Source organism: Collinsella sp. HCP28S3_E9 (assembly GCF_052065455.1).
Lineage (GTDB): Bacteria > Actinomycetota > Coriobacteriia > Coriobacteriales > Coriobacteriaceae > Collinsella.
On sequence record NZ_JBQHTZ010000002.1, the window covers coordinates 194,788 to 220,055 of the forward strand.

Annotated in this window: 16 protein-coding genes; 10 read left to right on the forward strand and 6 right to left on the reverse strand. The window is 61.4% G+C overall.

What is annotated here, in order from left to right; translation table 11 throughout:
- The 4 genes from glgD to ACTNA2_RS02025 all read left to right on the forward strand — a co-directional run bounded on the left by glgD (window position 1) and on the right by ACTNA2_RS02025 (window position 7,477).
- On the forward strand, window positions 1-1,128 hold the full coding sequence (gene glgD / locus ACTNA2_RS02010; RefSeq protein ID WP_441048451.1) for a glucose-1-phosphate adenylyltransferase subunit GlgD: 1,128 nt from the start codon (window positions 1-3) through the stop codon (window positions 1,126-1,128).
- Between the two features lie 90 nt (window positions 1,129-1,218).
- A complete protein-coding gene (gene glgA, locus ACTNA2_RS02015) occupies window positions 1,219-3,636 on the forward strand; it encodes a glycogen synthase GlgA (RefSeq protein WP_441048452.1) in 2,418 nt (805 codons plus the stop codon).
- Window positions 3,637-3,855: 219 nt separating this feature from the next.
- Window positions 3,856-7,152: a 4-alpha-glucanotransferase gene (locus ACTNA2_RS02020; RefSeq protein WP_441048453.1), complete on the forward strand. Its 3,297-nt coding sequence runs from the start codon at window positions 3,856-3,858 to the stop codon at window positions 7,150-7,152.
- 88 nt (window positions 7,153-7,240) lie between these two features.
- Complete coding sequence (locus ACTNA2_RS02025; protein ID WP_154518065.1) at window positions 7,241-7,477, forward strand: FmdB family zinc ribbon protein; 237 nt, start codon at window positions 7,241-7,243, stop codon at window positions 7,475-7,477.
- 460 nt (window positions 7,478-7,937) lie between these two features.
- Here ACTNA2_RS02025 and ACTNA2_RS02030 read toward each other — a convergent pair whose 3' ends face one another.
- The 5 genes from ACTNA2_RS02030 to gltX form a co-directional block, all read right to left on the reverse strand.
- Window positions 7,938-9,338, reverse strand: a complete 1,401-nt coding sequence (locus tag ACTNA2_RS02030; RefSeq protein WP_441048454.1) for an RsmB/NOP family class I SAM-dependent RNA methyltransferase — start codon at window positions 9,336-9,338, stop codon at window positions 7,938-7,940.
- Entirely contained in the window at window positions 9,335-10,255 is a 921-nt protein-coding gene (gene fmt, locus ACTNA2_RS02035; protein ID WP_441048455.1) for a methionyl-tRNA formyltransferase, read from the reverse strand. The genes ACTNA2_RS02030 and fmt overlap by 4 nt, the downstream gene beginning before the upstream one ends.
- A gap of 362 nt (window positions 10,256-10,617) precedes the next feature.
- On the reverse strand, window positions 10,618-11,154 hold the full coding sequence (gene def, locus ACTNA2_RS02040; RefSeq protein ID WP_441048456.1) for a peptide deformylase: 537 nt from the start codon (window positions 11,152-11,154) through the stop codon (window positions 10,618-10,620).
- Between the two features lie 18 nt (window positions 11,155-11,172).
- Window positions 11,173-13,626 carry a replication restart helicase PriA gene (gene priA, locus ACTNA2_RS02045; protein WP_441048457.1) on the reverse strand — a complete coding sequence of 818 codons (2,454 nt, stop codon included), beginning with the start codon at window positions 13,624-13,626 and terminating at the stop codon, window positions 11,173-11,175.
- Window positions 13,627-13,714: 88 nt separating this feature from the next.
- Entirely contained in the window at window positions 13,715-15,190 is a 1,476-nt protein-coding gene (gene gltX, locus ACTNA2_RS02050; protein WP_441048458.1) for a glutamate--tRNA ligase, read from the reverse strand.
- Window positions 15,191-15,516: 326 nt separating this feature from the next.
- On the opposite strand from gltX, the gene metK reads away from it, so the two are divergent.
- The 6 genes from metK (at window position 15,517) to ACTNA2_RS02080 (ending at window position 24,169) form a co-directional block, all read left to right on the forward strand.
- Window positions 15,517-16,797 carry a methionine adenosyltransferase gene (gene metK / locus ACTNA2_RS02055; protein WP_427747377.1) on the forward strand — a complete coding sequence of 427 codons (1,281 nt, stop codon included), beginning with the start codon at window positions 15,517-15,519 and terminating at the stop codon, window positions 16,795-16,797.
- Window positions 16,798-17,140: 343 nt separating this feature from the next.
- Entirely contained in the window at window positions 17,141-18,748 is a 1,608-nt protein-coding gene (gene sdaAA, locus ACTNA2_RS02060) for an L-serine ammonia-lyase, iron-sulfur-dependent, subunit alpha (protein ID WP_441048459.1), read from the forward strand.
- A gap of 416 nt (window positions 18,749-19,164) precedes the next feature.
- Entirely contained in the window at window positions 19,165-20,622 is a 1,458-nt protein-coding gene (locus tag ACTNA2_RS02065) for a L,D-transpeptidase (protein ID WP_441048460.1), read from the forward strand.
- A gap of 129 nt (window positions 20,623-20,751) precedes the next feature.
- Window positions 20,752-22,185 (forward strand): efflux RND transporter periplasmic adaptor subunit, encoded by a 1,434-nt coding sequence (locus tag ACTNA2_RS02070; protein ID WP_441048461.1) that lies wholly within the window; start codon window positions 20,752-20,754, stop codon window positions 22,183-22,185.
- Entirely contained in the window at window positions 22,185-22,958 is a 774-nt protein-coding gene (locus tag ACTNA2_RS02075) for an ABC transporter ATP-binding protein (RefSeq protein WP_427717357.1), read from the forward strand. Before ACTNA2_RS02070 ends, ACTNA2_RS02075 begins: the two co-directional genes overlap by 1 nt.
- Entirely contained in the window at window positions 22,955-24,169 is a 1,215-nt protein-coding gene (locus ACTNA2_RS02080) for an ABC transporter permease (RefSeq protein WP_441048462.1), read from the forward strand. The genes ACTNA2_RS02075 and ACTNA2_RS02080 overlap by 4 nt, the downstream gene beginning before the upstream one ends.
- A 179-nt stretch (window positions 24,170-24,348) precedes the next feature.
- On the opposite strand, the gene ACTNA2_RS02085 is transcribed toward ACTNA2_RS02080, so the two are convergent.
- Window positions 24,349-25,268, reverse strand: a 920-nt coding sequence (locus ACTNA2_RS02085) for an IS256 family transposase (protein WP_441048463.1), incomplete at its 5' end; no start/stop codon positions are given.

The window sequence follows — 25,268 nt, forward strand, 5'->3', positions numbered from 1 at the left end:
ATGATCAATCGCAAGGCCATCGGCTATATCACCGCTAACTACTCTTCGACCTACGGCAGCGTGCTGCTCAAGGATCGCCCCATCGCGTCCGTTCCGTTTTTGGGCCGCTACCGCCTGATCGACTTTCCGCTGTCCAACATGATGAATGCCGGCATTAAGACCGTCGGCGTCGTCATGCCGGGCAACTACCGCTCGCTGATCGACCACGTGGGCTCGGGCAAGGACTGGGGCCTGGACCGCAAGAAGGGCGGCCTGTTCATGGTGCCCGGCAACGCGTATGGCACCACCAAGGGCGGCATGCGCTTCTTGCTCCGCGACATCATCTCCAACAAGACGCTGTTCCAGCGCTCGGACAAGCCCTATGTTGTGATGATGGGCACCAACGTCATCTTTAACATGGACCTCAACACCATCATTGAGGCGCACGAGAAATCCGGTGCCCAGATGACCGTGGTGTACTGCAAGGCCACGCACAACGTCGAAGACGAGACCAAGCTCGATATCAACCAGAACGGCCGCCTGACGGGCGTGAGCTCCGGCGTCGCGTACGGCGACAACGCCTCTATGGACTGCTGCATCGTCAACCGCGAGACGCTGCTCGAGATCATCGACCACTACCAAGCCGCCGACTATCTGGACCTGCTCGAGGCGCTCCAGGGCGACTTTGGCAACATCGACGTGTGCAGCTATGAGTACAAGGGCGAGGTCGTGGGCGTGTTTAGCGAGAAGTCGCTGTATCGTCGCAGCATGGGCCTGCTCGACCAGACCGTGGCCGATCAGCTCTTTGACCCCGAGCGCCCGATCCTGACCAAGGCCCACGACGTGCCGCCTTCGCGTTACGCGACCGGCAGCCACGCCTGCAACTCGATCATCTCGGCCGGCTGCATCATCAAGGGCACCGTGCGCAACTCGATCCTGTCGCGCGGCGTTGTGATCGAGGAAGGCGCCTCGGTGACCAACTCGATCATCAACCAGAGCTGCATCATCAAGAGCGGCGCCCGTGTTGAGAACGCCATCTTGGACAAGAACAACGTGGTTCCCACCAACACCGAGCTTCGCGGTACGCCCGAGAACATCCTGGTGCTGGGCAAGGCTCCGTTAACTTCCGATACCACCATCGCTCGTTAACGTTGGCACCACATAATCGCACGTAACTTGTAGAATAGTCGCCCGGTTAGCGCCAGGCGACTATTCTCGAATTGCAACATGGGAGACATAATGGCACAAACCAGCAAAAAGATGCAGATCGTGTTTGCCTCGGCCGAGTGCGCGCCGTTTGTTAAGACCGGCGGCTTGGGTGACGTGGCGGGCTCGCTGCCTGCGGCACTTGTGCGCGCTGGCGCCGAAGTCATTGTGATGGTGCCCAAGTACGCCACCATCAAGGACGAGTACAAGGCGCAGATGGAGCACTTTGCCGACTTTTACGTGAGCCTGAGCTGGCGCAACGAGTACTGCGGGTTGGAGAAGCTCGAGCACGACGGCGTCACCTATATGTTCGTGGACAACGAGCACTACTTTGCGCGCGACTATCCCTACGGCTTCTTTGACGACGGCGAGCGCTTCGCGTTTTTCTCCAAGGCCATCACCGAGAGCCTGCAGCACCTGCCCGAAGGCTTTGAGTGCGACATCCTGCACTGCAACGACTGGCAGACGGCGCTGGCGCCCGTGTTCTTGCGAGAGTTCTACCAAGGCCTGCCGCTGTACGACCGCGTCAAGACCGTGTTCTCGATCCACAATGTGGCGTTCCAGGGCCAGTTTAGCGACACCGTGATGGAAGACATACTGGGTATGGCGCATATTCCGGCAGCCGCCACGCAGTTGCGCTGTGACGCCTGCAGCATTAACTATATGCTGGGCGCGCTGCACTATGCCGATGCCATCACCACGGTGAGCCCCACCTATGCGGGCGAGATCCAGACGCCCGAGTTTGGCGAGGGCCTGGACGGCGTGCTGCGCGAGCGTTCGTACGCTCTGCAGGGTATCCTCAATGGCATTGACGTTGTGGGTTTTGATCCGGCGACCGACAAGCGCATTGCCGCCAACTACACGGTTGATGACCGCGCGGGGAAGGCCGTATGTAAGGCCAAACTGCAGGAGGAGTTGGGGCTCGAGATTCGCGACGACCGCCCGCTTATGGTGATGGTCACGCGCCTGACGCGACAGAAGGGCATGGACCTGGTCATGTACGCGCTCGACCGCATCCTGTCCGGTGGCGTTCAGGTGGCCGTGCTGGGTACCGGCGACCGCGACTACGAGGACGGCCTGCGCTACTTCCAGGGCAAATACCCCGGCACCATGGCGGCGCGTATCGAGTTTGACCCGGCACTTTCGCAGCGCATGTACGCCGCCGCCGATATGTTCCTGATGCCTTCGAAGTTTGAGCCCTGTGGCCTGTCGCAGATCATCGCCATGCGCTACGGCACCCTGCCCATTGTGCGCGAGACCGGTGGCCTGAAGGACACCGTGCAACCGTACAACGAGTTTACCGGCGAGGGCACGGGCTTCTCATTTAGTCACTTTAACGGCGACGAGATGGGCGACGCGGTGTTCCGCGCGGCTCGCCTGTTCTGGGATAACCGCAAGGCCTGGGATCAGCTGGTCACGCAGGCCATGAGCCAGGACTTTAGCTGGACACGTTCGGCCGATAAGTATCTGGACCTGTACTTCTTTATGCACCCAGAGATTGAGAGGCCGGTGGCAGTGGAGGCTGCTGCGGCTGTGGAGGAGCCGGTGGCTGTGGAGGCTGCTGCGGCTGTGGAGGAGCCGGTTGCCGCTGAGGCCGAGCCTGCGGCACCCGTTAAGGAGCCCGCTGCTGCCGAGGAGCCCAAGGCCGAGGAGCCCAAGGCCGAGGAGCCCAAGGCCGAGGAACCCAAGGCCGAGGAGAAGCCGGCTGACGATGGCGAGGTAAAGCCCACGGCGAAGCCTGCCGCCAAGAAGACGACGACCCGCAAGACAACGGCTAAGAAGGCCACGACCACGAAGGCCGCTACGAGCAAGACCACCGCTGCCAAGGCAACCACCACGCGCAAGCGTACGACCGCCGCTGCCAAGAAGGCCGTCGAAGCCGAGGCCGCTCCCGAGGTAAAGGCCGAGGCCACCGCTGAGGCTACCATTGCCGAGGCTAAGACCGCGGCAAAGGCTCCGGCCAAGACCGCTGTCAAGAAGACGACCGCGACCAAGACCGCGACCAAGACCGCGACCGCCAAGAAGGCCACGGCTACGAAGTCGCCGGCGACCAAGGCTGCTACGACGAAGGCCACCGCGAAGACGGCCCCGAAGGCTGCTGCAAAGCCCGCCGTCAAGGTCGAGGAGGCACCCTCCGAGCCCAAGGCCAAGGCAACGGTCGAGGCAAAGCCGGCCGCCAAGACCACCACACGCAAGCGCGCCACGACAACGGCCAAAAAGGCTACGACCAAGACAGCCGCTCCCAAGGCAGAGGCTAAAGCCAAGGACAAACCCGCAGTAGAGGCCGAGCCGGAACCGAAGGCCGCCGAGGTCAAGACCGCTCCGAAGGCTACGGCAAAAACCGAACCCGCCAAGAAGGCCCCGGTCTCCCCCGCCGCTCCAGCCGAGGAAAAGGCTCCGACCAAGAAGACCTCCGTCCGCAAGGCAACGGCCACCCGCAAGCGCCACTAGCCCACAGACGATCTAAAACCTAATAAAAACCCTAAACAAGGGGCGCTCCAACCGGGCGCCCCTACTCTGTAGATAGTTGGTAAAACGATTTTCTAGGACAACCGTTCGCCGATAGTAAGCGACTGTAGTTTATACAACTAAAGTGCAACGGATATACTTATGCACTGTGCGTTAAGCCCATGACCCGCTGGCCATGATTGTATAGAACTGGACCGTACTATGAGATTGATACACAACAGCCGCCTGACGCAGTTTCGCACTCCTTTTGGCGCTGTGACCACTGGAACTTCCGTTTCGCTTTCGGTGATTTTGGAGGATGCCGACCCCAACCAGGCAACGCTCACCCTGCGCACCTGGGTCGACGGCATCGGAGAGACCTTGATCCCCATGGAGCACAAGGGCGATGGCATCTTTACCGGTGAGCTCAACTGCGACGAGCCCTGTCTTGTATGGTACAGCTTTATATGCAATATCGAAGGCCAGTCCGAGGTCCGCTTGGGTGCGCCGCAGGGTCGCACCGGCGGCGAGGGCGTTGTATACGACTACGCCGAGGTTCCGTCCTTCCAGATTACCGTCTACAAGCACCGCGAAAACCGTCCCACCTGGTACGAGCACGGCATGGTCTACCAGATTTTCCCCGACCGCTACGCCCGCGACGAAAACTGGCGCGAACGCACGCTGGCCGAGGTCGAAAAACCGCGTAAGGGAATCCAGCGTCGCATGGTCGAGGACTGGAACGAGCCGCCTGTGTACGAGCGTGCCGAGGACGGCTCCATCAAGACTTGGGATTTTTACGGGGGCTCGCTCAAGGGTATCCAAAATGACCTGCCCCGCATCGCCGAGCTGGGCTTTACGGCCATCTACCTCAACCCGATCTTTGAGGCCGCGAGCAACCACCGCTACGACACGGCCGATTACACCAAGATCGACCCGATTCTGGGAACCGAGCAGGACTTTACGGAGCTGTGCGAGGCGGCCGAGAAGCTCGGCATTTCCATCATCCTGGACGGCGTCTTCAACCATACGGGCGACGACTCGATCTACTTTAACCGCTACGGCAACTATCCCGGCGTCGGCGCGTGGCAGAGCGAGGACTCCCCGTGGCGCGATGCGTTTACCTTCCACGAGGACGGTTCGTATGACTGCTGGTGGGGCGTGAGCAACATGCCCGCCCTCAACGAGAATTCCGAGCTCGTGCGTAAAAAGCTTCTGGGCAAGGACGGCGTCATTCGCAAGTGGCTGCGCGCCGGTGCCCACGGCTGGCGACTCGATGTGGCCGACGAGCTTTCCGATGACTTCCTGGCCGATATCAAGGCCGCCGTGCTCGAAGAGAAGCCCGATGCGCTGCTGCTCGGCGAAGTCTGGGAGGACGCCTCCAACAAGATCAGCTATGGCCATCTGCGCCGTTATCTGCAGGGCTCCGAACTCGATTCCGCCATGGACTACCCCTTCCGCGACATGGTCATCGGCTATTTGATGGGCTACAAGGACGCCTATCAGGCTGCCGAGGACATCGAGACACTGCGCGAGAACTACCCGCGCGAGGCACTTGCCTGCGCACTCAATCTGCTTTCGAGCCACGACCGTCCGCGCATTATCTCGGTGCTCGGCGGTGGTCCCGACGAGTCGCAGCTACCCGAGAGCGAGCGTAGCAAATGGCGCTTGGACGAGAACTCCATGGACCTGGCCAAGAGGCGCTTTTGGTTGGCGACGCTCATGCAGATGACCTTCCCCGGCGTGCCCTCGATCTATTATGGCGATGAGTACGGCCTGGAGGGCCTCACCGATCCGGGCAACCGCCGTACCCTGCCGACTAAGGACCAGCTCCACGATTTCGATACGTTGGCCATCGTGAAGAACGCATCCGCCCTGCGCCGCGCGTTGCCGTTTATGGTTGACGGCGAGATCAAGGCCTTCGCGCTTAACGACGACGTCCTAGCCTACACCCGCACGGGCAAAGACGGCGAGGCTGCGACCGTTATCATCAATCGCAGCCTGCGCAATTCGCACCGCGTGACGATTCCGGCGCTCGGTGAATGCGCGAGCGACGTGATCAGCGGCCACGAGTGCGAGATCCACAACGGCACGGTTACGCTCGACCTGTACCCGCTGGGCTCTTCGATCATCTATCACCATGCCGAGAGGCGCCTGCAGGAGCCGCTCGATCATGGTGCGGGCGTCGTGTGCCACATCACCTCGGTGCCGACTGACGATGGCAAGCCGGGTACGATCGGCGCACCCACGCGCCGCTTTATCGACCACCTGGCCGCCATGGGCATGCGCTACTGGCAGGTCCTGCCCGTCAACCCGACGGATTTCTTCCGCTCCCCCTATGCCGGACCCTCGGCTTTTGCGGGTAACATCGACCTGCTGCCCGAGAGTCACGAGGAGCTGGCCGCCGACTTCGCTTCTTGGAAGGCCCACGGTGGCGAAGATGCCGACCCGCTGTACACCGCGTTTAAACATCGCAATGCCGATTGGCTCGAGAAGTACTGCGTCTACATGGCCGTTAAGAAATACTTTGAGGGCGAGTCGCGCCACAATTGGCCGGCAGATGTCGCGCGCTACAACGAGCATCTGATCGACGACAAGCGCTTCCACGACGAGGCCGAGCTTCAGGCCTACATGCAGTACCGCTTTGACCTGGCTTGGTGCGAGCTCATGAACTATGCGCACAAGAAGGGCATCGAGGTCATCGGCGATATCCCGATGTATGTATCGGACGATTCGGCAGATGCGTGGAGCGAGCCCGAGAACTTCTGGCTGTCCGATACCGGCAAGGCAATCGAGATCTCCGGTGCGCCGCCCGACAACTTTGCGCCCGAAGGTCAGGTGTGGGGCAACCCCACCTTCCGCTGGGATCACATGAAGGAGAGCGGCTATCGCTGGTGGCTCGATCGCCTGCGCCGAGCGTTCGCGCTCTACGACCGCGTGCGCCTGGACCACTTCCTGGGCTTCCACAACTACTTTAGCATTCCCGCTGGCAAAGCCTGTGCCGACGGCCGCTGGCTTGCTGGTCCGGGCAAGGACCTGTTCCAGACCGCCTACGACGAGCTGGGTCCGCTCAATTTTATTGCCGAAGATCTGGGCTATCTGACGCCTGGCGTTCGAGCTATGGCTTCGACCTGCGGTTTTCCCGGCATGGACGTACTGGAGTTTAGCGACTACGACGTTCGCTGTGGAATTCATCCCACGCCGGGCAAAATCCTGTACACCTCGACGCACGACACTTCGACGCTCGCTGGCTGGTGCACGCGCTCCTTTGCAGGCGGCGACGAGACGAGCGGTGCTGAGGTGGCGGCCAAGCTGATGGGCGACGCGCTCGCAAGCGACGCCCCCCTGGTGATGATGCCGCTGCAGGATGTGCTGGGGCTGGGGGACGACGCACGTATGAACGTGCCGGGAGTAGCCACAGGCAACTGGACGTGGCAGGCACAAGAGGCAGACGTTGCGGAGGCCGAAGAGAAAACTGCGAAGCTCCTGCGCAGCACCCATAGATTCTGGGGCGAAGCGTGATAAAACCCCCGATATAGGGTACAGTTACAAACGTTTGAATTTTTGCGGGCAGAGCGATCTGCCCGCTTTGTGCTGAAAAGGAAGTATTATGGCGCGCTACGAATATAAGTGCACGAGCTGCGGCAACGTTTTTGAGGTTGAGCACCCCATGTCCGAGACTCCCGAGGTTGTATGCCCCAGCTGCGGCGCCCCGGCATCCAAGACGTTCTCGGCCAGCGGCATTAAGTTCGACGGCAGCGGTTTCTACAACACCGACCAGCGCAGTGGCGGGTCCAGCACCAGCGCCACAAGCGGTTGCTGCGCCGACTGCCCACATAACCACTAGCGACAAGCGGTCCCGACACCCAGGCTTCCTGATGAGTTGCGGTGAAATAGTTCCTGAATCAGCCCTTTCAACGGCCAAACAGGATCCATTTCACCGCAACTTTTCTTTAGATCGGATTTCGGGCTGATGCTAAGTTTGTAACATTTCAAAACCCTGCCGGATTACGGGGCCGAATTGGCAACCTCTATCCATTCCGGTAATTTGCAAATTTCAACAAACCATCTACCTGCGGTTTTATTTAGGCCATTTTTGCTGTGGTCAGGCATCACCAATCTTGCCCCGTAATCCGCTCTACTTTTGATAGCAGCAAGTATGAAAAGGGGCTATTTTTCCCACTCTTTAGCTAATTTGGGACGGGGCTTTTTTAGCTGCCCCAGCTGATGGCGCAAATGTTTGGCCGACTGACGGCCAGGGCAGCTAAAAAAGCCCCGTCCCAAATTAGCTACCCTTGGAATCCGTTTTACTTGCGGACCAGTCTGGCGCAGAAGTGGCCGTCGTAGGAGTCCGCATTAACGGGCACACTTTGGAAGAGGCCTCGAGCGTTTTGGCGCAGGGTGACGAGGCTCTTGGCATGGTCGTACTCGGGGAGCTGCAGAATCTGGGCTTCGGAAAGCGGTGCCACGCTAAAGCCGGCGCCCTCGGGAGAGGCTAGGAAGGCATCAACGACCTGCGTGTTCTCCTCGTCGAAGACCGAGCAGGTGGCATAGATAAGCTCACCGCCGGCAGCCACGCGCGCGGCTGCTTCCTTGAGCATCGTCAGCTGCAGGCGGGGCAACTCAGTCGTAATGTCGCCCTCGGCAAGGCGCCACGGTATCTCGGGATGACGGCGCATGGTGCCGGTGCCCGAGCACGGAGCATCGATAAACACCGTGTCGAACAGGGCAGGCTCGCCAAGCATCGCGTCAAAGGACGTGAGCACCTCATTGAGCTCGCAGGCATCGCCCGACACCGTACGAACACCCGTAATACCCGCCTTATGCAGACGTGCGAGATTCTGGTCGCACTTGCGGTCGTGCAAATCGAGTGCGGTGTGCTGACGGTCGTAACCGGCACGTTTGGCCTGGCACATCATCACATAGGTCTTGGTGCCACGACCGGCGCCAATCTCTAGACAACGCCCGGGACGCGTCGCCGCGGTAGCGATGAGCTGGGCGTTAAGGTCCGAGGCCACGGCGGCTGCGCGCTCAAACACACCCGACGCAACCGTGGCCTGCGCGTCGACCGGCGCATGGCAACCCGGGAACACGGGTGCCACAAGCTGCGAAATGTACGGATCGGGTTTGGCTGCAAAGGCATTCTCGTGCAAAGCCAGCGGCGCGGGCGCCAGATTGCCGGCAAAGCCGAGCGCGCCCTCGGGTGTATCGAACGACGCCATAATGCGAGCGCACAGCCAGCGCGGCATGCCCATCAGGCGAGATAGGCGAACCAAACGACGCTCGGACTCATCGGCATCCGCCGCAGTGGCAAAGTCCTCGACGTTGTTCGCAACCTTATGCAGCACGGCGTTCGCCAGACCGGCGGCAGACTTAGCACCGCTGCGCACGAGCTCAACGCCCTGACTCACCGCAACGCGACCCGGGGTATGCAGGTAGAGCATCTCGAAGGCCGAGATGCGAAGTGCCATGCGCACACGAGGCGCAACCTTTTTGGGCTTATCGAGAAACTGGTCGAGCAGCTCATCCAAAATGCCCTGGGTGGCTGCAACGCCCAGTGCCAAACGAGCAGCGAAAGCAGAATCGCGCTGGTCGATGGCCTTGGCCGAGGCGCGGGACGAGAGCACGTCGCGCGCGTACATGCCGCGGCGATCGGCCTCCATCAAAACATCAAGCGCGAGCTTGCGCGCGGGGGAAAGCTTACTCATGACAAAACACCCCACGAAAGATCCGCACCCTGCAGGCCGGCAGCCCAGGCAGAAGCAGCCATAGCACGCTTACCATCGGGCTTAACCTCGAGCAGTTCGACCGCGCCATCGGACAGGCCCAGGTAGACGCGCTTGGCCTGAACAGCGACGAGCCCCTCGCCAAGCGATACATCTGCCGGCGCGGCATCGAGCACGCGCACGGTCTTGCCGGCAATCACGCAGCGAGCGGGAGCGGTGTCGGAAGAGGCAAGCACATGACGCACGCAATCAAGTGCCCCCATCTGCGGATCCAGACGCATCTCCTGCTTGGAAATCTTGGCAGCATGCGTGACGAGTGATTCATCCTGCTCAGTCCAAACAGCCGAGCCATCGGCAAGCGAGGGAAGCGTATCGGCCAGCAGCCTGCCGCCCAGCTCACCAAGCTCCATCGTGAGCGCCTCGGCATGTTTACCGGCAACCGAGGTCGACACCTGCGCGCAATAAGCGCCCGTATCCACGCCATGCCCAATGCGCATAATGGAAACGCCGGCAACCTCGTCACCAGCAAGAATGGCACGCTGAATGGGAGCAGCGCCACGCCAACGGGGCAGCAGCGAAGCATGAACATTCACAATACCGAGCGGCGCCATATGCAGCACCTCATCGGGCAAAATGCAGCCATAGGCAGCCACACAGAAAATATCGGCATCAGCAGCCTTAAGCCGATCAATAACATCCGGCGTCATACGATTTGCCTCAACAACGGGCAGACCAAGCTCAAGCGCCTTGGCCTTAACAGGAGACGGCTCCAGCTTTTTACCACGCCCGCGAACAGCATCGGGACGCGTAATTACCAGCGTAATTTCATTCCCAGCCTCAACAAGCGAAGTAAGTGACGGCACCGCGAAATCGGGCGTACCCATAAACACAATACGCATAAAGAACGTCTCCCCTCAAACAAAACCGAGACGGCTACAAATAACAGCGGAAAGCCAAGTCGCCAGCCCATCCGCAATAACAATTCAACAAGAACAAATATACCCAAAACCAAAGAAAGAGCCGCAATAAAAGCAGCTCTTCCGACAAAGCAATTATCAGCGAAGACGCCCCTCCCTGGCCCGACGGCACCCGAGCGAAAAGGAGCACGAAAACGCAGTCCCCTTCCGCCGCAGGGCTTAGGTTGTTGCTCCACGCGCAGTTCCGCACGAGCCGAAGAGCACTTAATGTGCTCTTCGTGCGAGCAGGACTGTTTGAGCATGGAGCAAAACCTAAGCCCTGCGGCGGAAGGGGACGGTGGGACCTACTCCGTCTCGCCCGGTCGAGCGCCGCGGGCCAGGGCGTCCTGGTACTCCTTGACGGCCTTGATGCGCTGCATCGGCTTGAGTCGCTCGAACATGGTGTTGCCGTGCAGGTGATCGATCTCGTGCTGCAGGCACACGCAGAATAGGTCGCCCGAGGCCTCATAGCGAATCAGGTTGGCATCCAGATCGTATGCCTCGACAACGACATGGTCGGGACGCTCGATCTCGCAGCTAATGCCAGGGATGGAAAGGCAGCCCTCGCTAAACGGCACCAGATGGTCACTCTGCTCAACAATGACAGGGTTGATGAGCACGTACGGGTCATAGTCGTTCTTGTCGGTGTAGTCGCAGTCGATGGTGACGAGCTGGATGAGCTCGCCGATCTGCGGGGCAGCCAGGCCGCAACCGCCGTTGTCGAACATCATCTTCTTCATCTTCTCGGCAAGCGCCTCAATCGCCGGGGTGATCTCATCGATGACGGCGCACTCCTGGCGCAAACGAGGGTCAGGCGACAATACGATTCCGTTGGCTTCCATGGCCATCCTTTCGGGTTGTTACATCAAATCATAGGCGTCGACGTCAACGCTCACGCTCACGCCGCGCACGGAGCCCACCTCTTTGAGGCAGGCGTCGATATCATCAGAGACATGGTACCCTACCGGCGACTTTACAAGCAGATGGAAGCGGTAACGGTCTTTGGCTCTCTCGATTACACACGAAGCGGGGCCCAGCACCTGCGGCACGACACTTCCGGCCCGCAAAAAGTCAGGCGCGGCGGCATGCCAGCGGCGCTTGAGAAGCTTTGCTATGCGCCCAATGTAGTCCTGCGCATTATCACGATTCGCCGACCACACCAAAATGTTGACAAGACGCACGAACGGCGGATACAGGGCGTCGCGGCGCTGGTCCAGGTCGTAGTCGGTAAAGATCGAGCGGTCGTGCTCGGCGACGGCGCGAATGACCGGGTCCTCGGGCAGATACGTCTGGATGATAACCTCGCCGGGACGATCGCCGCGACCGGCTCGACCGGCGACCTGTTCCAGCAAATCGTAGGCGCGCTCCCCCGCCCTAAAATCGGGCAGCTTTAACGCAAAGTCGGCATTGACCACGCCCACGAGCGTGACCTCGGGAAAATCGAGGCCCTTGGCAATCATCTGGGTACCCAGCAGTACCGCACAATCGGCGGCATCGAACTGCTCGAGTAGTTTTTTGTGCGCATCCTTGCCGCGTGTGGAATCGGCGTCCATGCGAATGATGGCGACATCCTCGGGCAGTATCTGGTGTAGGGCGTCCTCGATCTGCTGCGTACCCAGGCCCATTTTTGCCAGGTAGCGGCTGCCGCACTTGGGACAACGACTCGTGGGCGCCGGATAGGGCTGCACGCGCCAGGACGATCCGCAGGTGTGGCACTGCAGCGTGTGCGTGCGCTCGTGGTACGTGAGCGCGGTAGAACAGTGGTTGCAGGTGGGGACGCAGCCGCACTCACGGCACATCAAAAACGGCGCAAAACCGCGGCGGTTGTGCAGCAGTACGGCCTTCTCGCGGCGCTCGACCACGCGTTCCAAGCCCTCCATCAGCGGTTTAGAGAACATGGAGCGGCTGCCGTGCGCGAACTCGCGGCGTAGGTCGGCAATGCGGACCGTGGGCAGCACGGCGTGTCCCGGGCGCTCGGGCATCTCGACGCGCGTCCAGGTGGCACCGTTGTACATACCGCGGCGACAGCGGTCGAGGGCCTCGGCCGATGGCGTGGCGGAGCCCAACACGAGCGGGCACCGATAGCGGCGCGCCATCTCGGCAGCCACCTCGCGCGCATGGTAGCGCGGGCTGGAGCCCTGCTTGTAGCTGGTCTCGTGCTCCTCGTCGATGATGATGAGGCCAAGATCGCTGAGCGGGCAAAAGAGCGCTGAGCGGGCGCCCACGACCACGCGCGCGGCACCGCTGGCAACCATATCCCACTGGTCCAGACGCTCGCCGGCCGAAAGACGCGAGTGGAAGACCGCGACCGTCTCGCCAAAGCGCGAGCGGAAGCGGCCGACGGTCTGGGCCGTCAGCGAGATCTCGGGCACGAGCACGCAGGCCGAACGGCCGGCCGCCAGCACGCGCTCAATCGCCGAGAGGTAAACCTCGGTTTTACCGGAACCGGTGACGCCATCGACAAGGACCACGTCGCCATGGGCATCAAGGCGGGCGCGTTCAATCTGGGCGAGCGCCTGCTGCTGGCCGTTGGTGAGAGAGACCGGCGCCTTGCCGCTTGCCGAGGACAACGTGGTCTGCTCGCTACACCCACGCCAGGCGCGGCGCTCCTCCACCACCACGACGCCGCGTTTTTCGAGCGCTTTAATAGTCGCCGACATGCTGTTGTAGAGCAGGTTGAGGTCGCGCGTCGTGACCGGGCCGCATTGGAGCGCGTCGATGAGCTGACGCTGACGGACCGCTGCCTTGGGCGGCGTGTAGTCGAATCCCTCGGGCGTGAGCATGACCCAACGGTTTTGGATGGGTTTTACGGCGGGGCGCTCAACGGCCCACACGCCGTCATCGCCTTTCACGACACGCGGGCTGCCTCCCGGAGGCAAGAACAGACGCAGGCACTCGGAAAGCGTCGCGACGTACTCGTGGCTCATCCAGCGCGCAATGCGTGCAGCCTCGGCGGTAAAGAGCGGCTTGCTGAGGATGGCCTCGATGGGCTTGATGCGCAAGGGGTCGAGAGTGTCGTTGCCTTGCAGGTCGCCCAGCCCGGGCGCGATATCGACGATATAGCCCGCGGCCGCACGGTTGCCAAAGTGGACCAGGACCGTGGACCCGATCTGGGCATCGTTGGCAAAGGACTGCGGGATGCCGTAGTCGAAGGGCTCGGAGAGCGCACGGGTCGGGATGTCGAGGACCACGCTCGCGTAGGCGGAGACGGGTTCGGGTGCGAGCTCGGGCTGCGCCGGGGCGGCGGCAGGGACCGCGGACCTCGGAGCTTCATCCGGTTCCGGCGAACCAAACAGCGACAGTTGCTCGGCCATGGTCTCTGTACCTCCCATCCCATACGTCTTTAGAAACAAGAGCCCCGCTCGGGTGAACGGGGCTCAGAAACATGCGTTTACGCAGCTGCTACAGCGCCATCGTGCGGGCGCGGTCGATGCGCGCCAAGCAGTCGTCGCGGCCGACGAGCGCCATGGTCTCGCCCAGCGGGGGGCTCACCATGTTACCGCAGACGGCGACGCGCACAGCTTGGAACACCACGCGCTTCTTGAGGTCCATCTGCTCGGGCAGCGGCTCAAGCGCGGCGTCGATGTTGGCAGCCGTCCACTCATCCACGCCCTCGAGCGCGGCCTTGGCGGCATCCAGAATGGCGCCCATGCCTTCCTTGGCCAAACCCTTGTTGACAGACTTCTCGTCATACTCGAGCGTCTCGGCCGTGGCAAAGATGGGGGCGGCGACGGTCACGGCGTCGACCGGCATCTTGGTGCGCGGCTTGACGATGGCGGCAAGCGCGTCGATCCAGTCCTCGCCGTACTCGATGTTACCCTCGATCATGCCGGCCTCGTGCAGCTCGGGGATCATGACCTCGTCGGCAAACTGGGCGTCGGACATGTTGTTGATGTACTCGGCATTGACCCAGTCGAGCTTTTTGGGGTCGAAGGTCGCGGGGTTCTTGGAGATGCGGTCGAGCGAGAACTTGCTGGCCAGGACATCGCGCGGGATGATCGTGGTCTCGCCGTCGAGCGACCAGCCGAGCAGCGCCAGGTAGTTAACGAACGCGTCGGACAGGTAGCCGGCGTCGCGGTACTCCTCCACCGAGGTGGCGCCGTGGCGTTTAGAGAGCTTCTTGCCGTCGGCACCCAAGATCATGGAGATGTGGGCGAACGTGGGAACGGGCGCGCCGAGGGCCTCGTAAACCATGACCTGGCGCGGGGTGTTGGACAGATGGTCGTCGCCGCGGATGACATGGGTGATCTTCATCATGGCGTCGTCGACGACGGTCGCGAAGTTATAGGTGGGCGTGCCATCGGAGCGGAAGATGACGAAGTCGTCGAGCTCCTTGGCGTCGAAGGTCACCTCGCCGTGGACGGCGTCGTGGATGACGACATCGCCGCGGTCCTCGGGCACCTTGATGCGAAGGACGTAGGGCTCGCCGGCCTCGATGCGGTGGCGTGCCTCCTCGGGATCGAGATCGCGACAGCGGCGCTGATAGCCCTGGAAGGGGTCTTTACGCTCCTGAGCGGCCTTACGGTCGGCCTCGAGCTGCTCCTTGGTGCAGAAGCAGGGATAGGCCTTGCCCTCGTCCCAAAGCTTCTGGGCGGCCTGCTTGTACAGGTCCAGGCGCTCGGTCTGGGCATAGGGGCCAAAGTCGCCGCCAACCTCGGGGCCCTCGTCCCAGTCCAGGCCCAGCCAACGCATAGCGCGCAGAATGATCTGCGTGTTCTCGTCGGTAGAGCGGGTGGGATCGGTGTCGTCGATGCGCAGGATGAACGTGCCGCCGTTTGCGCGGGCAAAAGCCCAGTTATAGATAGCGGTGCGGGCGCCGCCGATATGCAGCTTGCCCGTCGGTGAGGGTGCAAAGCGGACGCGAACGTCTGATGCCATGGAAATCTCCTCGATTGCAGGATGGATGTCTAACCGCACCAGTATAAAGCAACAATGCCCACCTCCGCACAAAGGGCACCGACCCAGTCATCGAAGCCGGGTAGCTAATTTGGGACGGGGCTTTTTTAGCTGCCCCGGCAGGCTATCGGCTAAACCAGCAAACAATCAGCCGGGGTAGCTAAAAAAGCCCCGTCCCAAATTAGCTACCTCATGAGTAGGTGCGGAAAGGGTGTGAATGTTGGATTTACGCGCTATGATGTGCCCCTGCATACAGAGCCCAGCGGAATGGTAACGGTCGCTGGGACACGTTATTCGAAAGGACAATCATGTCAGAAGAACTTCGTTCCATCCCGCCCCAGCAGGGGTCTTTTGTGTTTACGTCGGAGTCGGTGACCGAAGGCCATCCCGATAAGATTGCCGACCAGATCAGCGATGCCGTCCTCGACGCAATCCTCGCTAAAGAAATAGAGCTGCAGGAGCAGGGCTATATTGCGCCCAACGGCGTGCCCGCCAACGTGGAAAACGTCCGCTGCGCCTGCGAGACCCTCGTGACCACCGGCACCGTCATCGTCGCCGGAGAGATTCGCACCCAGGCATACGTCGACGTGCAGGAAATCGCCCGTGGCGTCATCCGCCGCATCGGCTACAACCGCGCCAAGTTTGGCTTTGACTGCGATACCTGCGGCGTCATGAGCCTCATCCACGAGCAGTCCCCCGATATCGCCCAGGGCGTCGACGAGTCATTTGAGACCCAGACCGGCGCTACCACCGACCCGATCGACCTGATCGGTGCCGGCGACCAGGGCATGATGTTTGGCTACGCCTCCAACGAGACCAAGACCCTCATGCCCATGCCGCACTACCTGGCAAGCCGCCTGGCGGAACGCCTGTCCGCCGTGCGCCACGACGGCACCCTGCCCTATCTGCGCCCCGACGGCAAGACCCAGGTCACCGTGCGCTACGAGGACGGAAAGCCCGTGGAGGTCACAACCATCGTCATCTCCACGCAGCACGCTGCCGAAGTTGAGGACATGGGCAAGATCAAGGCCGACCTCATCGAGCATGTCATCGCACCCGTCATGGATGCCGAGAACATGCCGTGGGATGGCGCCGATATCTATGTGAACCCCACCGGCCGCTTTGTCGTGGGCGGCCCCATGGGCGACACGGGCCTGACCGGCCGCAAGATCATCGTCGACACCTACGGCGGCTACGGCCGTCACGGCGGCGGCGCCTTTAGCGGCAAGGACTGCACCAAGGTCGACCGCTCTGCCGCGTACGCCGCTCGCTGGGTCGCCAAGAACGTAGTCGCCGCCGGCCTGGCCGATCGCTGCGAGGTCGAGCTGGCCTACGCCATCGGCGTGTCCAAGCCGCTGTCGATCATGGTCGACACCTTTGGCACCGCGCATGTTGCCGAGGACAAGATCGTCGAGGCCGTGGAGAAGACCTTTGACCTGCGCCCGGGCGCAATCATCCGCGACCTGGACCTGCGTCGCCCCATCTATGAAAAGACGGCAGCCTACGGTCACTTTGGCCGCGAAGACGCCGACTTTACCTGGGAGAAAACGGACCGCATCGACGAACTCAAAGCAGCCTGCGGCCTGTAAGCTAACGAGAAAAACCACAGCCAAATAAAAACGCACCAAAAAGAGGTACCGGAACAACCGGTACCTCTTTTTTATTTAAAGGTGGTGAAGATGAGCCGACCTGGGACATGGAATAGGTCACAGGCCGATAAATTTTGCAGCAGAGCGACTCCAACCATGTATCCTAAGTTCCGAGGACTTTAGTATTTGGTCGATCGCGAGTTCCGCACGAGCCGGAGAGCACTTAATGTGCTCTCCGTGCGAGCAGGACTGTCCGAGCAGGCGACCAAATACTAAAGCCCTCGGAACGGCGGGACAGCGTATGCCCCGCCCCTCGGGACGACGGTATAGAAAAGGAGCAGCCATGGCAGGCAAGCCGCAAACACTAGCTACGACCTCGGCATTCGAGATCTTAGGCCCCATCATGGTCGGCCCCAGCTCATCGCACACCGCCGGCGCCCTGCGTTGCGCCCAGGTTGCCGCCAGCCTGCTGGAAGGCCGCATCACCAAGGTCACCTTTGGCCTGTGGAACTCCTTTGCCCACACCTACCGCGGCCATGGCACCGACCGCGCACTCGTCGCGGGCATCTTGGGCATCGACACCGACGACGAGAACATCAAGCAGGCCTTTGACCTCGCGCGCGAGCGGGGCCTCAGCTATCACTTTGACATTAAGGGCGACGACGCCTCCATCCACCCCAACACCGTCGACATCGACATGGTCGATGACACGGGCGCCACGGCGCAGGTCCGCGGAGAGAGCCTTGGCGGCGGCAAGATGCGCATCAGCCGCATCAACGGCGTCGGCGTCGATATCTCGGGCATGTATTCCACCCTGTTTGTGGCGCACCAGGACGTCCCCGGCGTTCTCGCCGCGCTCACGAACCAGCTCGCCTACGCACACGTAAACATTGCCTTCTGCCGCACCTACCGCACCGAGGTAGGCGGCCAAGCTTATTCCGTCTTTGAGACCGACGGCACCCCCGATGACATCGTCGTTCCCATGCTACGCATGCTCGACCATGTCGATTACGCCACCTTCATTGAGCTTCCCGGCTCGGCCTCATCGCTCTCCCCCGGCGTTTCCGCCAAGGAAATCTTCGACGATGGCGAACAGCTCCTCGACGCCTGCGCCGAACTGGGCCTCAACATTGGCGCCGTCATGGCCGTACGCGAAGCCCGCCTGACCGGCGAGCAGCACGCCGTCGCCGCCATGCGCCGCGTACTCGAGGTCATGCGCGAGGAGACAACGGCGCCCATCGCCGCACCGCAGCGCTCGCTCGGCGGGCTTATCGGCGGCGAGGCAAAACTCGTCGACGCAACACGCCGCAACGATCTGAGCACAAACCTGATGGGCGCCGTCCAAACCGAAGCCGTAGCCCGCGCCATGGCTGTGCTTGAGCGCTCTGCCACGATGGGCGTCATCGTCGCCGCCCCCACGGCCGGCTCTGCGGGCGTCGTGCCCGGCTGCGTGTTGGCGCTCGCCGACCATCTACAGCTCGATGACGAACAGGTCATGGACGCACTCTACTGCTCTGCCGCGATTGGTCTCAACCTCACCACAAGTGCCTGCGTCGCCGGTGCCGAAGGCGGATGTCAGGCTGAGGTGGGCAGCGCCGCCGCCATGGCCGCTGCCGCGCTAGTCCAGATGCTGGGCGGCACGCCCGAGCAGGCACTCGACGCTAGCTCTATCGCACTGAGCAATCTGCTTGGTCTTGTATGCGATCCCGTGGGCGGCCTTGTCGAAGTGCCATGCCAAAACCGCAACGCGATCGGCGTGGCGGCCGCATTTAGCTCGGCGCAGCTCGCCCTTGCAGGTATCAAAAGCCTTGTGCCCTTCGACCAGATGGCACACGTGATGCTCTCGGTGGGCCACGCGTTGCCGGCCACGCTGCGCGAGACGGCCAAGGGCGGCATCGCACAAGCTCCCGCAGCACTTTCGGCTTGCGCTAAATGCGGTGTGTGCGGATAAAGACCAGTCCAAAACAAGAGGTGGGACAAATGTCCAACCTCTTGCCAATGCCACCGTTTCAATACCACAAACAACTAGGTAATCGCTATAATGCAAGCCCAGTAAAAACACGATGAGCCGCAAGGCGAAATTCGAAGGATATGCATACGATGTCGCAAAACGACCGCACCCAACTGATTCCCGATCCTAAACAGCCTTCTAGGCCTACCGACGGCGTCCAGTCGCCGCGCCCCATTACGCCAACGCGTAGCACAAAGCATGGTTCGGGAAACACCTCACAGCGCCAGAACCCTCATGCGTATCAGCAGCGTCAGAGCAATAAAGCGACTAAGCACGCGCCTTCACACACGCAAAACCATCACAAGGGCCCCCGTGGGTCAGAGAACCACGCCAACGGGAAAAAATCCGGGGCCAAAATGACCCTTTTCGTTGCTCTGGGCCTCATTGTTGTCGTTTACATTGTTGGCGTTGTCGCATTTTCGCAGGTAGCCTACCCCAACACCACCATTGCCGGCGTCGACGTCTCGTTCTCCAACGCTTCGTCTGCTGCCACTAAGGTCAACTCAGCATGGAAGCACTATAAGCTCACCGTGACCGGCGATGACTTTAACTGGACTTATCAGCCCGAGTCCGATGAACCCATCGTCGACGGCGAAGCTGCCGCAAAAGAAATCATCAGCCGCAACGAAGCCTTTATATGGCCGGTCCGCCTTGTGGAATCCTTAAGCGGCAAGACCAAAACAACCGCTACCTCCAACGAAGTCGATCTTGAACAAGACGTCGACCTGTCCATGCTCTCTGACACCTTTGACCAAAAGAAGTTTGAGGAGGATCTGGGCGCCGCCATTGACGAGTTTAACGAGGGCCGTTCGGGCACGTTCGAGGCCAATAGCTCCTATGACGAGCAAGCCGGCAAGTTTACCGTCGAGAAGGCGCGCTCCAACGAAAAACTCAACCGCGAGCATGTCATTAAGTATGCCGAGCTCGAGCTTGCCTCGCTGGCCGAGACCGTAGATCTTTCCAAGCTCGGCAACGATGCCTATGAGCCGCTCAATGAAACGCTGACCAATGATCAGATTCAGGCCGCATGCGATGCCGCCAACAACTTCTTGGGCGTCAACGTGACCCTCAAGCTCAACGGCGAGGATGCCGGCAAGGTCGACGGCAGCTCCGTGTTGCAGTGGATCAGCTTTGCCGATCCGGCCAACCCCACACTCGATACGTCGCAGATCGGTAGCTGGGCAGCCGAGCTCGCCAACGGCTTTAATACCGTGGGCACCACCCGCTGGTGGACGCGTGCCGACGGCAAAGAATGTGCCGTCGAGGGCGGTGACTTTGGCTGGTCCGTCGATAGCGACGCACTCGCCAAGCAGGTCGAGGACGCCATTAACAACAAGCAGACCGGCGAAATCGAGATTAAGTACTCCCAGAAGGCCGACACCTATACCGCAAAGGGAGAGCCCGACTGGAAGGCGTATATCGACGTCGACCTGTCCGAGCAGCACGCGCGCTACTATGACGAGAACGGTAATATCGTGTGGGAAGCCAACTTTATCTCGGGCAAACCGGGAGAGGATGCCACTCCCGAGGGCGTTTGGCAGATCAATAGCAATGACGGCGCAAGCAAGCTCATCGGTGCCAAAGACCCAAAGACCGGAAAACCAAAATACGAAAGCCCCGTGTCATATTGGATGCCGTTTGAAGGCAACATGGTTGGTTTCCATGATGCAACATGGCAAAACGATCAGAGCTTTGACGACCCAAATTCGTACAAATGGTGCGGCAGCCACGGTTGCATCAACTTGCGCCTGGCCGATGCCAAGGCACTCCACGATTGCATCAACGTAGGCCTATGCGTGGTCGTGCACTCATAGGGAAACACGCCTTCGCACAACGGGGAACTGACGCTCCAATCTAACAGTTCCGAAAGAATCCGCCATATGCGCCCGCTTCTCGCGACGGGCGCATATACTTATCGAAGAACTTTCTATAAAGGAGACGCCATGTCGAATGTCCCCACCATCACCCCGGGACCGAATGATACCGAGCGAGCGCCCGAGGGTGCCACCGAAACGCTTCCCCTCATAACAAACATGCGCGCCACACAGCAAAACGGCAGCACAAGCGATGCAACCGAGATTTCTGACGAAGAGGCCTACGCCAAACTCAAGGCGAAGCGTGCCGAGCGTCGGCGCAAAAAGCTCATCCGACGCGGCATTGCGGCCGGCGTCGTGGCCGCCATTGTGCTCATCGCCGTTGTCGTAACCTTCGTCATTAACGCACGGCCCGCAGGTACCAACGGGCCGGTGACCGACATGGTCACCGAGGGTACATTTACGACCACCGTCGAGGCTAAAGGCCAGCTCAAGCCTATCTCGGCTTCGGTGGTCTCCCCTTCTGTCGACGGCACGGTGGCATCGATCAACGTATCAGCCGGCCAGTCCGTTAACGAGGGCGATGTGCTCATGACCATTAAAAATGACGAGCTCGATCGCAACGTTGCCGAGGCGCAGCGCGCGGTGGCGGCGGCACAGGAAGACCTCGCCAACGCGCAGAAAGCGGTAGCTGCCGCCCAAGCCGCTCCGGCGACTGACACAGATGCGGCAGGCGCAAGTGGCGCCAGCGGTAGCACCGGCACGAGTGCCGACACGAGCGCCATCTCGAGCGCCCAACGTAACCTGGCCTCGGCCCAGGCGACCCTGGACCAGGCCAACGCCAAAGCCGCCGAGCGCACTGTGACCGCGCCCAGCTCGGGCAGCATCGTCGAGCTCAACGCCAAGGTCGGCGCCACGGTGACGGGCGGCATGATTATGGGCGAAGGCGATACGACCGGCGGCAAGCAGTGCATGCAGATCGCTGACCTCTCCAAGATGAAGGTCACCGTTCAGGTGGGCGAAAAGGATATCGCCAAGATCGCAGTGGGCCAGAGCGCCAACGTTACCTATCCGGCCTTTCCCGATATCGTGAGCCAGGGAACGGTCACGACAATCGCTTCGGTGGCAAACTCCGACTCCACCTACGGTGGCGGCGGTAGCGTGACCTATAACGTCGATATTTTGATCGACGCGCCCGACGCGCGCCTCAAGCCGGGCATGACCGCCGAGGTCTCGGTGGTAACCGAGCAGCTCGACGATGTGGTGATGGTGCCGACCATGGCGCTCATGACCGAGGATGGCGAGCACTATTACGTCAACGTGGCAACCGACGGTGAAGGCAAGGAGATGCGCCGCGTGAAGGTGACCATTGTGACGCAAAACGATAACGACGCCGTGGTCGGCAAGACGCAGGTCAAGCGCGACGACCAGGGCAATGAGATCAACGCAGACGTACCGGTTACCAAGCTGCGCGACGGCGACACCCTCATCGTGGACACCGGCGCAGGCATGACGGCCGACGGCGACGACTCTGGCAGCATGTCTGCCGACGAGGGCTTGTAATGCGTCCCGTCATCAACATCCGCAACGTGCATCGCATTTTTGAGAGCGAGGCCGGCTGCGCCCATATCCTGCATAACGTGAGCCTGGCAGTGAATCCCGGCGAATTCGTGGCCATTACCGGCCCTTCTGGCTCGGGCAAGTCAACGCTCATGAACATCCTGGGCTGCCTGGACAAGCCAACGGCAGGCGATTATTACCTGCAGGGCCTCAACGTGGCGGAGCTCGACGATGACGAGCTCACCGAAGTCCGCGCCCTGAGCATCGGCTTTGTCTTTCAGAGCTTTAACCTGCTGCCGCGCCTATCGGTCATCGAAAACGTCATGCTGCCGCTGTCGTACACCAACGTGCCGCGGGCTCAGCGTGAGATGCGCGCCGTTCATGCGCTGCAAGCCGTCACGCTGCCGGTCGACCACTGGGACCACCGCATCTCCGAGCTCTCAGGCGGACAGATGCAGAGGGTTGCCATCGCGCGCGCCCTCGTCAACGACCCGCCCATCATCCTGGCGGACGAGCCGACGGGAAACCTGGACTCCGCCACCGGAGCGCTCGTGATGGAGACCTTCCACAAACTCCAGGAACGTGGCAAGACCATTGTGCTCATCACGCATGATCCCGGTATCGCCGCCGAGGCCGACCGTGCCGTAACCATTCGCGACGGCCGAATCCACGACGGCGCGTACATCGCGCACGCACCGCAGACCCTGCACGGCGCCATTGATAACCTGCCCATGATTTCCGCACACGCCAATCCGACGAAAGGAGTGAAGGCATGAGCACGTGCGACCTTATCCAAGAAGCCCTTCACTCCCTCGAGGCCAACAAGGGACGCAGCCTACTCACCATCCTGGGCATTGTTATTGGCATCGCCTCCGTCATTGCCATGACCTCGCTTATCGGCGGTATCCAAAACAGCCTGGTCAACAGCCTGGGCCTCAACGCCGCGCGTATGGTGCAGATTTATTCGTCGCAAGAGCTCACCGAGTCGGACGTTGAGAAGCTTCGCAAGATGGTGCCGCAGATCGAGCAGATCGGTATCGTGGACAGTGCCTATACCGAGTACAAGGCCGGTGACAAAAGCTATAACGTCATGGCGCAGGGCGTCGATAGCGACATGCTCGACGCAGTGGGAGCCAGCAAGCTCGTCGCGGGGCGCACCTATACCCAGGCTGAGTCCCAATCTGGCGCACGCGTGGCGCTCATCAGCCGCGGCGGCGCGGACCAGCTGTACGGCAACGAACAGGACGCGCTCGGCAAGACCATCAAGGTGTCGAACGGCGAGGTGCAGATTATCGGCGTTATCGACGGCGGCAGCGACTCCATGGGCTCACTCACGCTCTACATGCCGCGCGAGACCATCTCGGGCCTCTTTGGCGACGAGAACCCGTCTTTTCCCAGCGTAACGGCGCTCGCCGCCGAGGGTACGGACATGGATGAGCTGTGCAAGATGATTGAATCCAAGGTGCGCAGCATGAAGGACATCGCGGATGACGACGAATATGACAGCGTGTCGGCGACCTCAATGAAAAGCGCCATCGACGCCCTCAACTCCTTTATGGGCGCGTTTTCGCTCATCATGGGCGCCGTTGCCAGCATTTCGCTGCTCGTGGGCGGTATCGGCATCATGAACATGATGCTCACCAATGTGACCGAACGCATCCGCGAGATCGGTATTCGTCGAGCCTTGGGTGCCAGCCGTCGCGATATCACCGCACAGTTTTTGGCCGAGTCTTCGGCGCTGTGCATCACCGGCGGCATTTTGGGTGTCGTGATTGGCTATCTTCTGGCCTGGGGCCTAGCGATGTTCGCCGCGGGTTCCGGCGTGCTTGGCGAACTCGGTGCCAGCGGTACCATAACGCCGAGTTTTTCGATCGCCACGGTGCTGCTGGCCTTTGCGGTCTCCGTCGGCATCGGCGTAATCTTTGGCTTCTACCCCGCCCGCCGGGCCGCAAAACTCGACCCCGTGGAGTGCCTGCGCTACCAGTAATGCAATCCCCCCCTGAGTTGCGGTGAAATAGGGAGTGTTTTAGCCGTTAAAAGGCCTATTCAGTCCTTATTTCACCGCAACTCGGAGGGGATAAGGCGGTAGTGTCGAGAAAGTTGGTGTAGTGCCCGATCCGAAGCGAGTCGGCCCGGCGTCCCAGAATCTGGAATACGGTTGATATCCTATGCCGCCTCGACCCTGTCCGCAAGCTCGAGGCCGGACTCGAGCATCTTCCTTGCCTCCGCCTCGAGCCGCGCCCAATCGACGGGACCGTCGGTCCCCCGGGTGCGACCGTCGTCGTAGAGCTCGTTCATCCTCGCCTCCGAGAAGTACCTGGACTCCTGCCATATCTCGTCCTGCTCGCACATGACCGCGCCCGCGAGCCGCACCAGCGAGCCCGTGGAGGGGAACACCTGCACGACGCGCGACCTGCGCTTTATCTCTCGGTTGGTCCTCTCCTGCACGTTGTTGGTGCGCAGGCGCTTCCAGTGGGCCGGCGGGAAGTCGAGGTAGGCCGGCGCGTCGGGCTCGGCCTCCTCCAGCACCGCCGCCGCCCTGGGGCAGCACCCCGCCAGCATGTCGCACGCCGCGTGGTACATGGCCGTCACGGTGGCGGCGTCGCGCCCGCGGAACACCTGCGACACGATCCTGCCCACGCGGCGCCTGAGCTGCCAGGAGCCGGCCTCGCGCATGCAGTCGCGCATGAGGTGGACCGCGCAGCGCTGCCGCGCGGCGCCCTGGAAGACCTCGCCGAGCGCCCGGACGAGCCCCGGGTGGGCGTCCGAGACGACGAGCCGCACGCCCGCCGCCCCGCGCGAGCGGATAGCCCGCAGGAAGGCGAGCCACGAGTCGTAAGACTCGGTGTCAACCACGTCGACGCCAAGGACGCGCCTCCAGCCGCCCGCATCGCAGCCGATGGCGGTGACCACGGCGGTGGAGGCGACGCGCCCCTCGCGGCGGCACTTGACGTAGGTCGCGTCGAGCCAGACGTAGGGCACCGGCGAGCCGTCGAGCGGCCTTCCGCACAGATCCTCGATGTCTGCGTCCAGGCTCGAGGCGATTGCGCTCACCTGGTCCTTCGAGAGCCTGGAGACGCCCATCT

Coding starts and splice junctions, on each gene's coding strand:
- glgD (WP_441048451.1), top strand. CDS start 1: ATGATCAATCGCAAGGCCATCGGCTATATCACCGCTAACTACTCTTCG.
- fmt (WP_441048455.1), bottom strand. CDS start 10,255: ATGCGTATTGTGTTTATGGGTACGCCCGATTTCGCGGTGCCGTCACTT.
- def (WP_441048456.1), bottom strand. CDS start 11,154: ATGGAAGCCAACGGAATCGTATTGTCGCCTGACCCTCGTTTGCGCCAG.
- ACTNA2_RS02080 (WP_441048462.1), top strand. CDS start 22,955: ATGAGCACGTGCGACCTTATCCAAGAAGCCCTTCACTCCCTCGAGGCC.
- sdaAA (WP_441048459.1), top strand. CDS start 17,141: ATGGCAGGCAAGCCGCAAACACTAGCTACGACCTCGGCATTCGAGATC.
- ACTNA2_RS02075 (WP_427717357.1), top strand. CDS start 22,185: ATGCGTCCCGTCATCAACATCCGCAACGTGCATCGCATTTTTGAGAGC.
- ACTNA2_RS02030 (WP_441048454.1), bottom strand. CDS start 9,338: ATGAGTAAGCTTTCCCCCGCGCGCAAGCTCGCGCTTGATGTTTTGATG.
- ACTNA2_RS02070 (WP_441048461.1), top strand. CDS start 20,752: ATGTCGAATGTCCCCACCATCACCCCGGGACCGAATGATACCGAGCGA.
- glgA (WP_441048452.1), top strand. CDS start 1,219: ATGGCACAAACCAGCAAAAAGATGCAGATCGTGTTTGCCTCGGCCGAG.
- gltX (WP_441048458.1), bottom strand. CDS start 15,190: ATGGCATCAGACGTTCGCGTCCGCTTTGCACCCTCACCGACGGGCAAG.
- ACTNA2_RS02025 (WP_154518065.1), top strand. CDS start 7,241: ATGGCGCGCTACGAATATAAGTGCACGAGCTGCGGCAACGTTTTTGAG.
- priA (WP_441048457.1), bottom strand. CDS start 13,626: ATGGCCGAGCAACTGTCGCTGTTTGGTTCGCCGGAACCGGATGAAGCT.
- ACTNA2_RS02065 (WP_441048460.1), top strand. CDS start 19,165: ATGACCCTTTTCGTTGCTCTGGGCCTCATTGTTGTCGTTTACATTGTT.
- ACTNA2_RS02020 (WP_441048453.1), top strand. CDS start 3,856: ATGAGATTGATACACAACAGCCGCCTGACGCAGTTTCGCACTCCTTTT.
- metK (WP_427747377.1), top strand. CDS start 15,517: ATGTCAGAAGAACTTCGTTCCATCCCGCCCCAGCAGGGGTCTTTTGTG.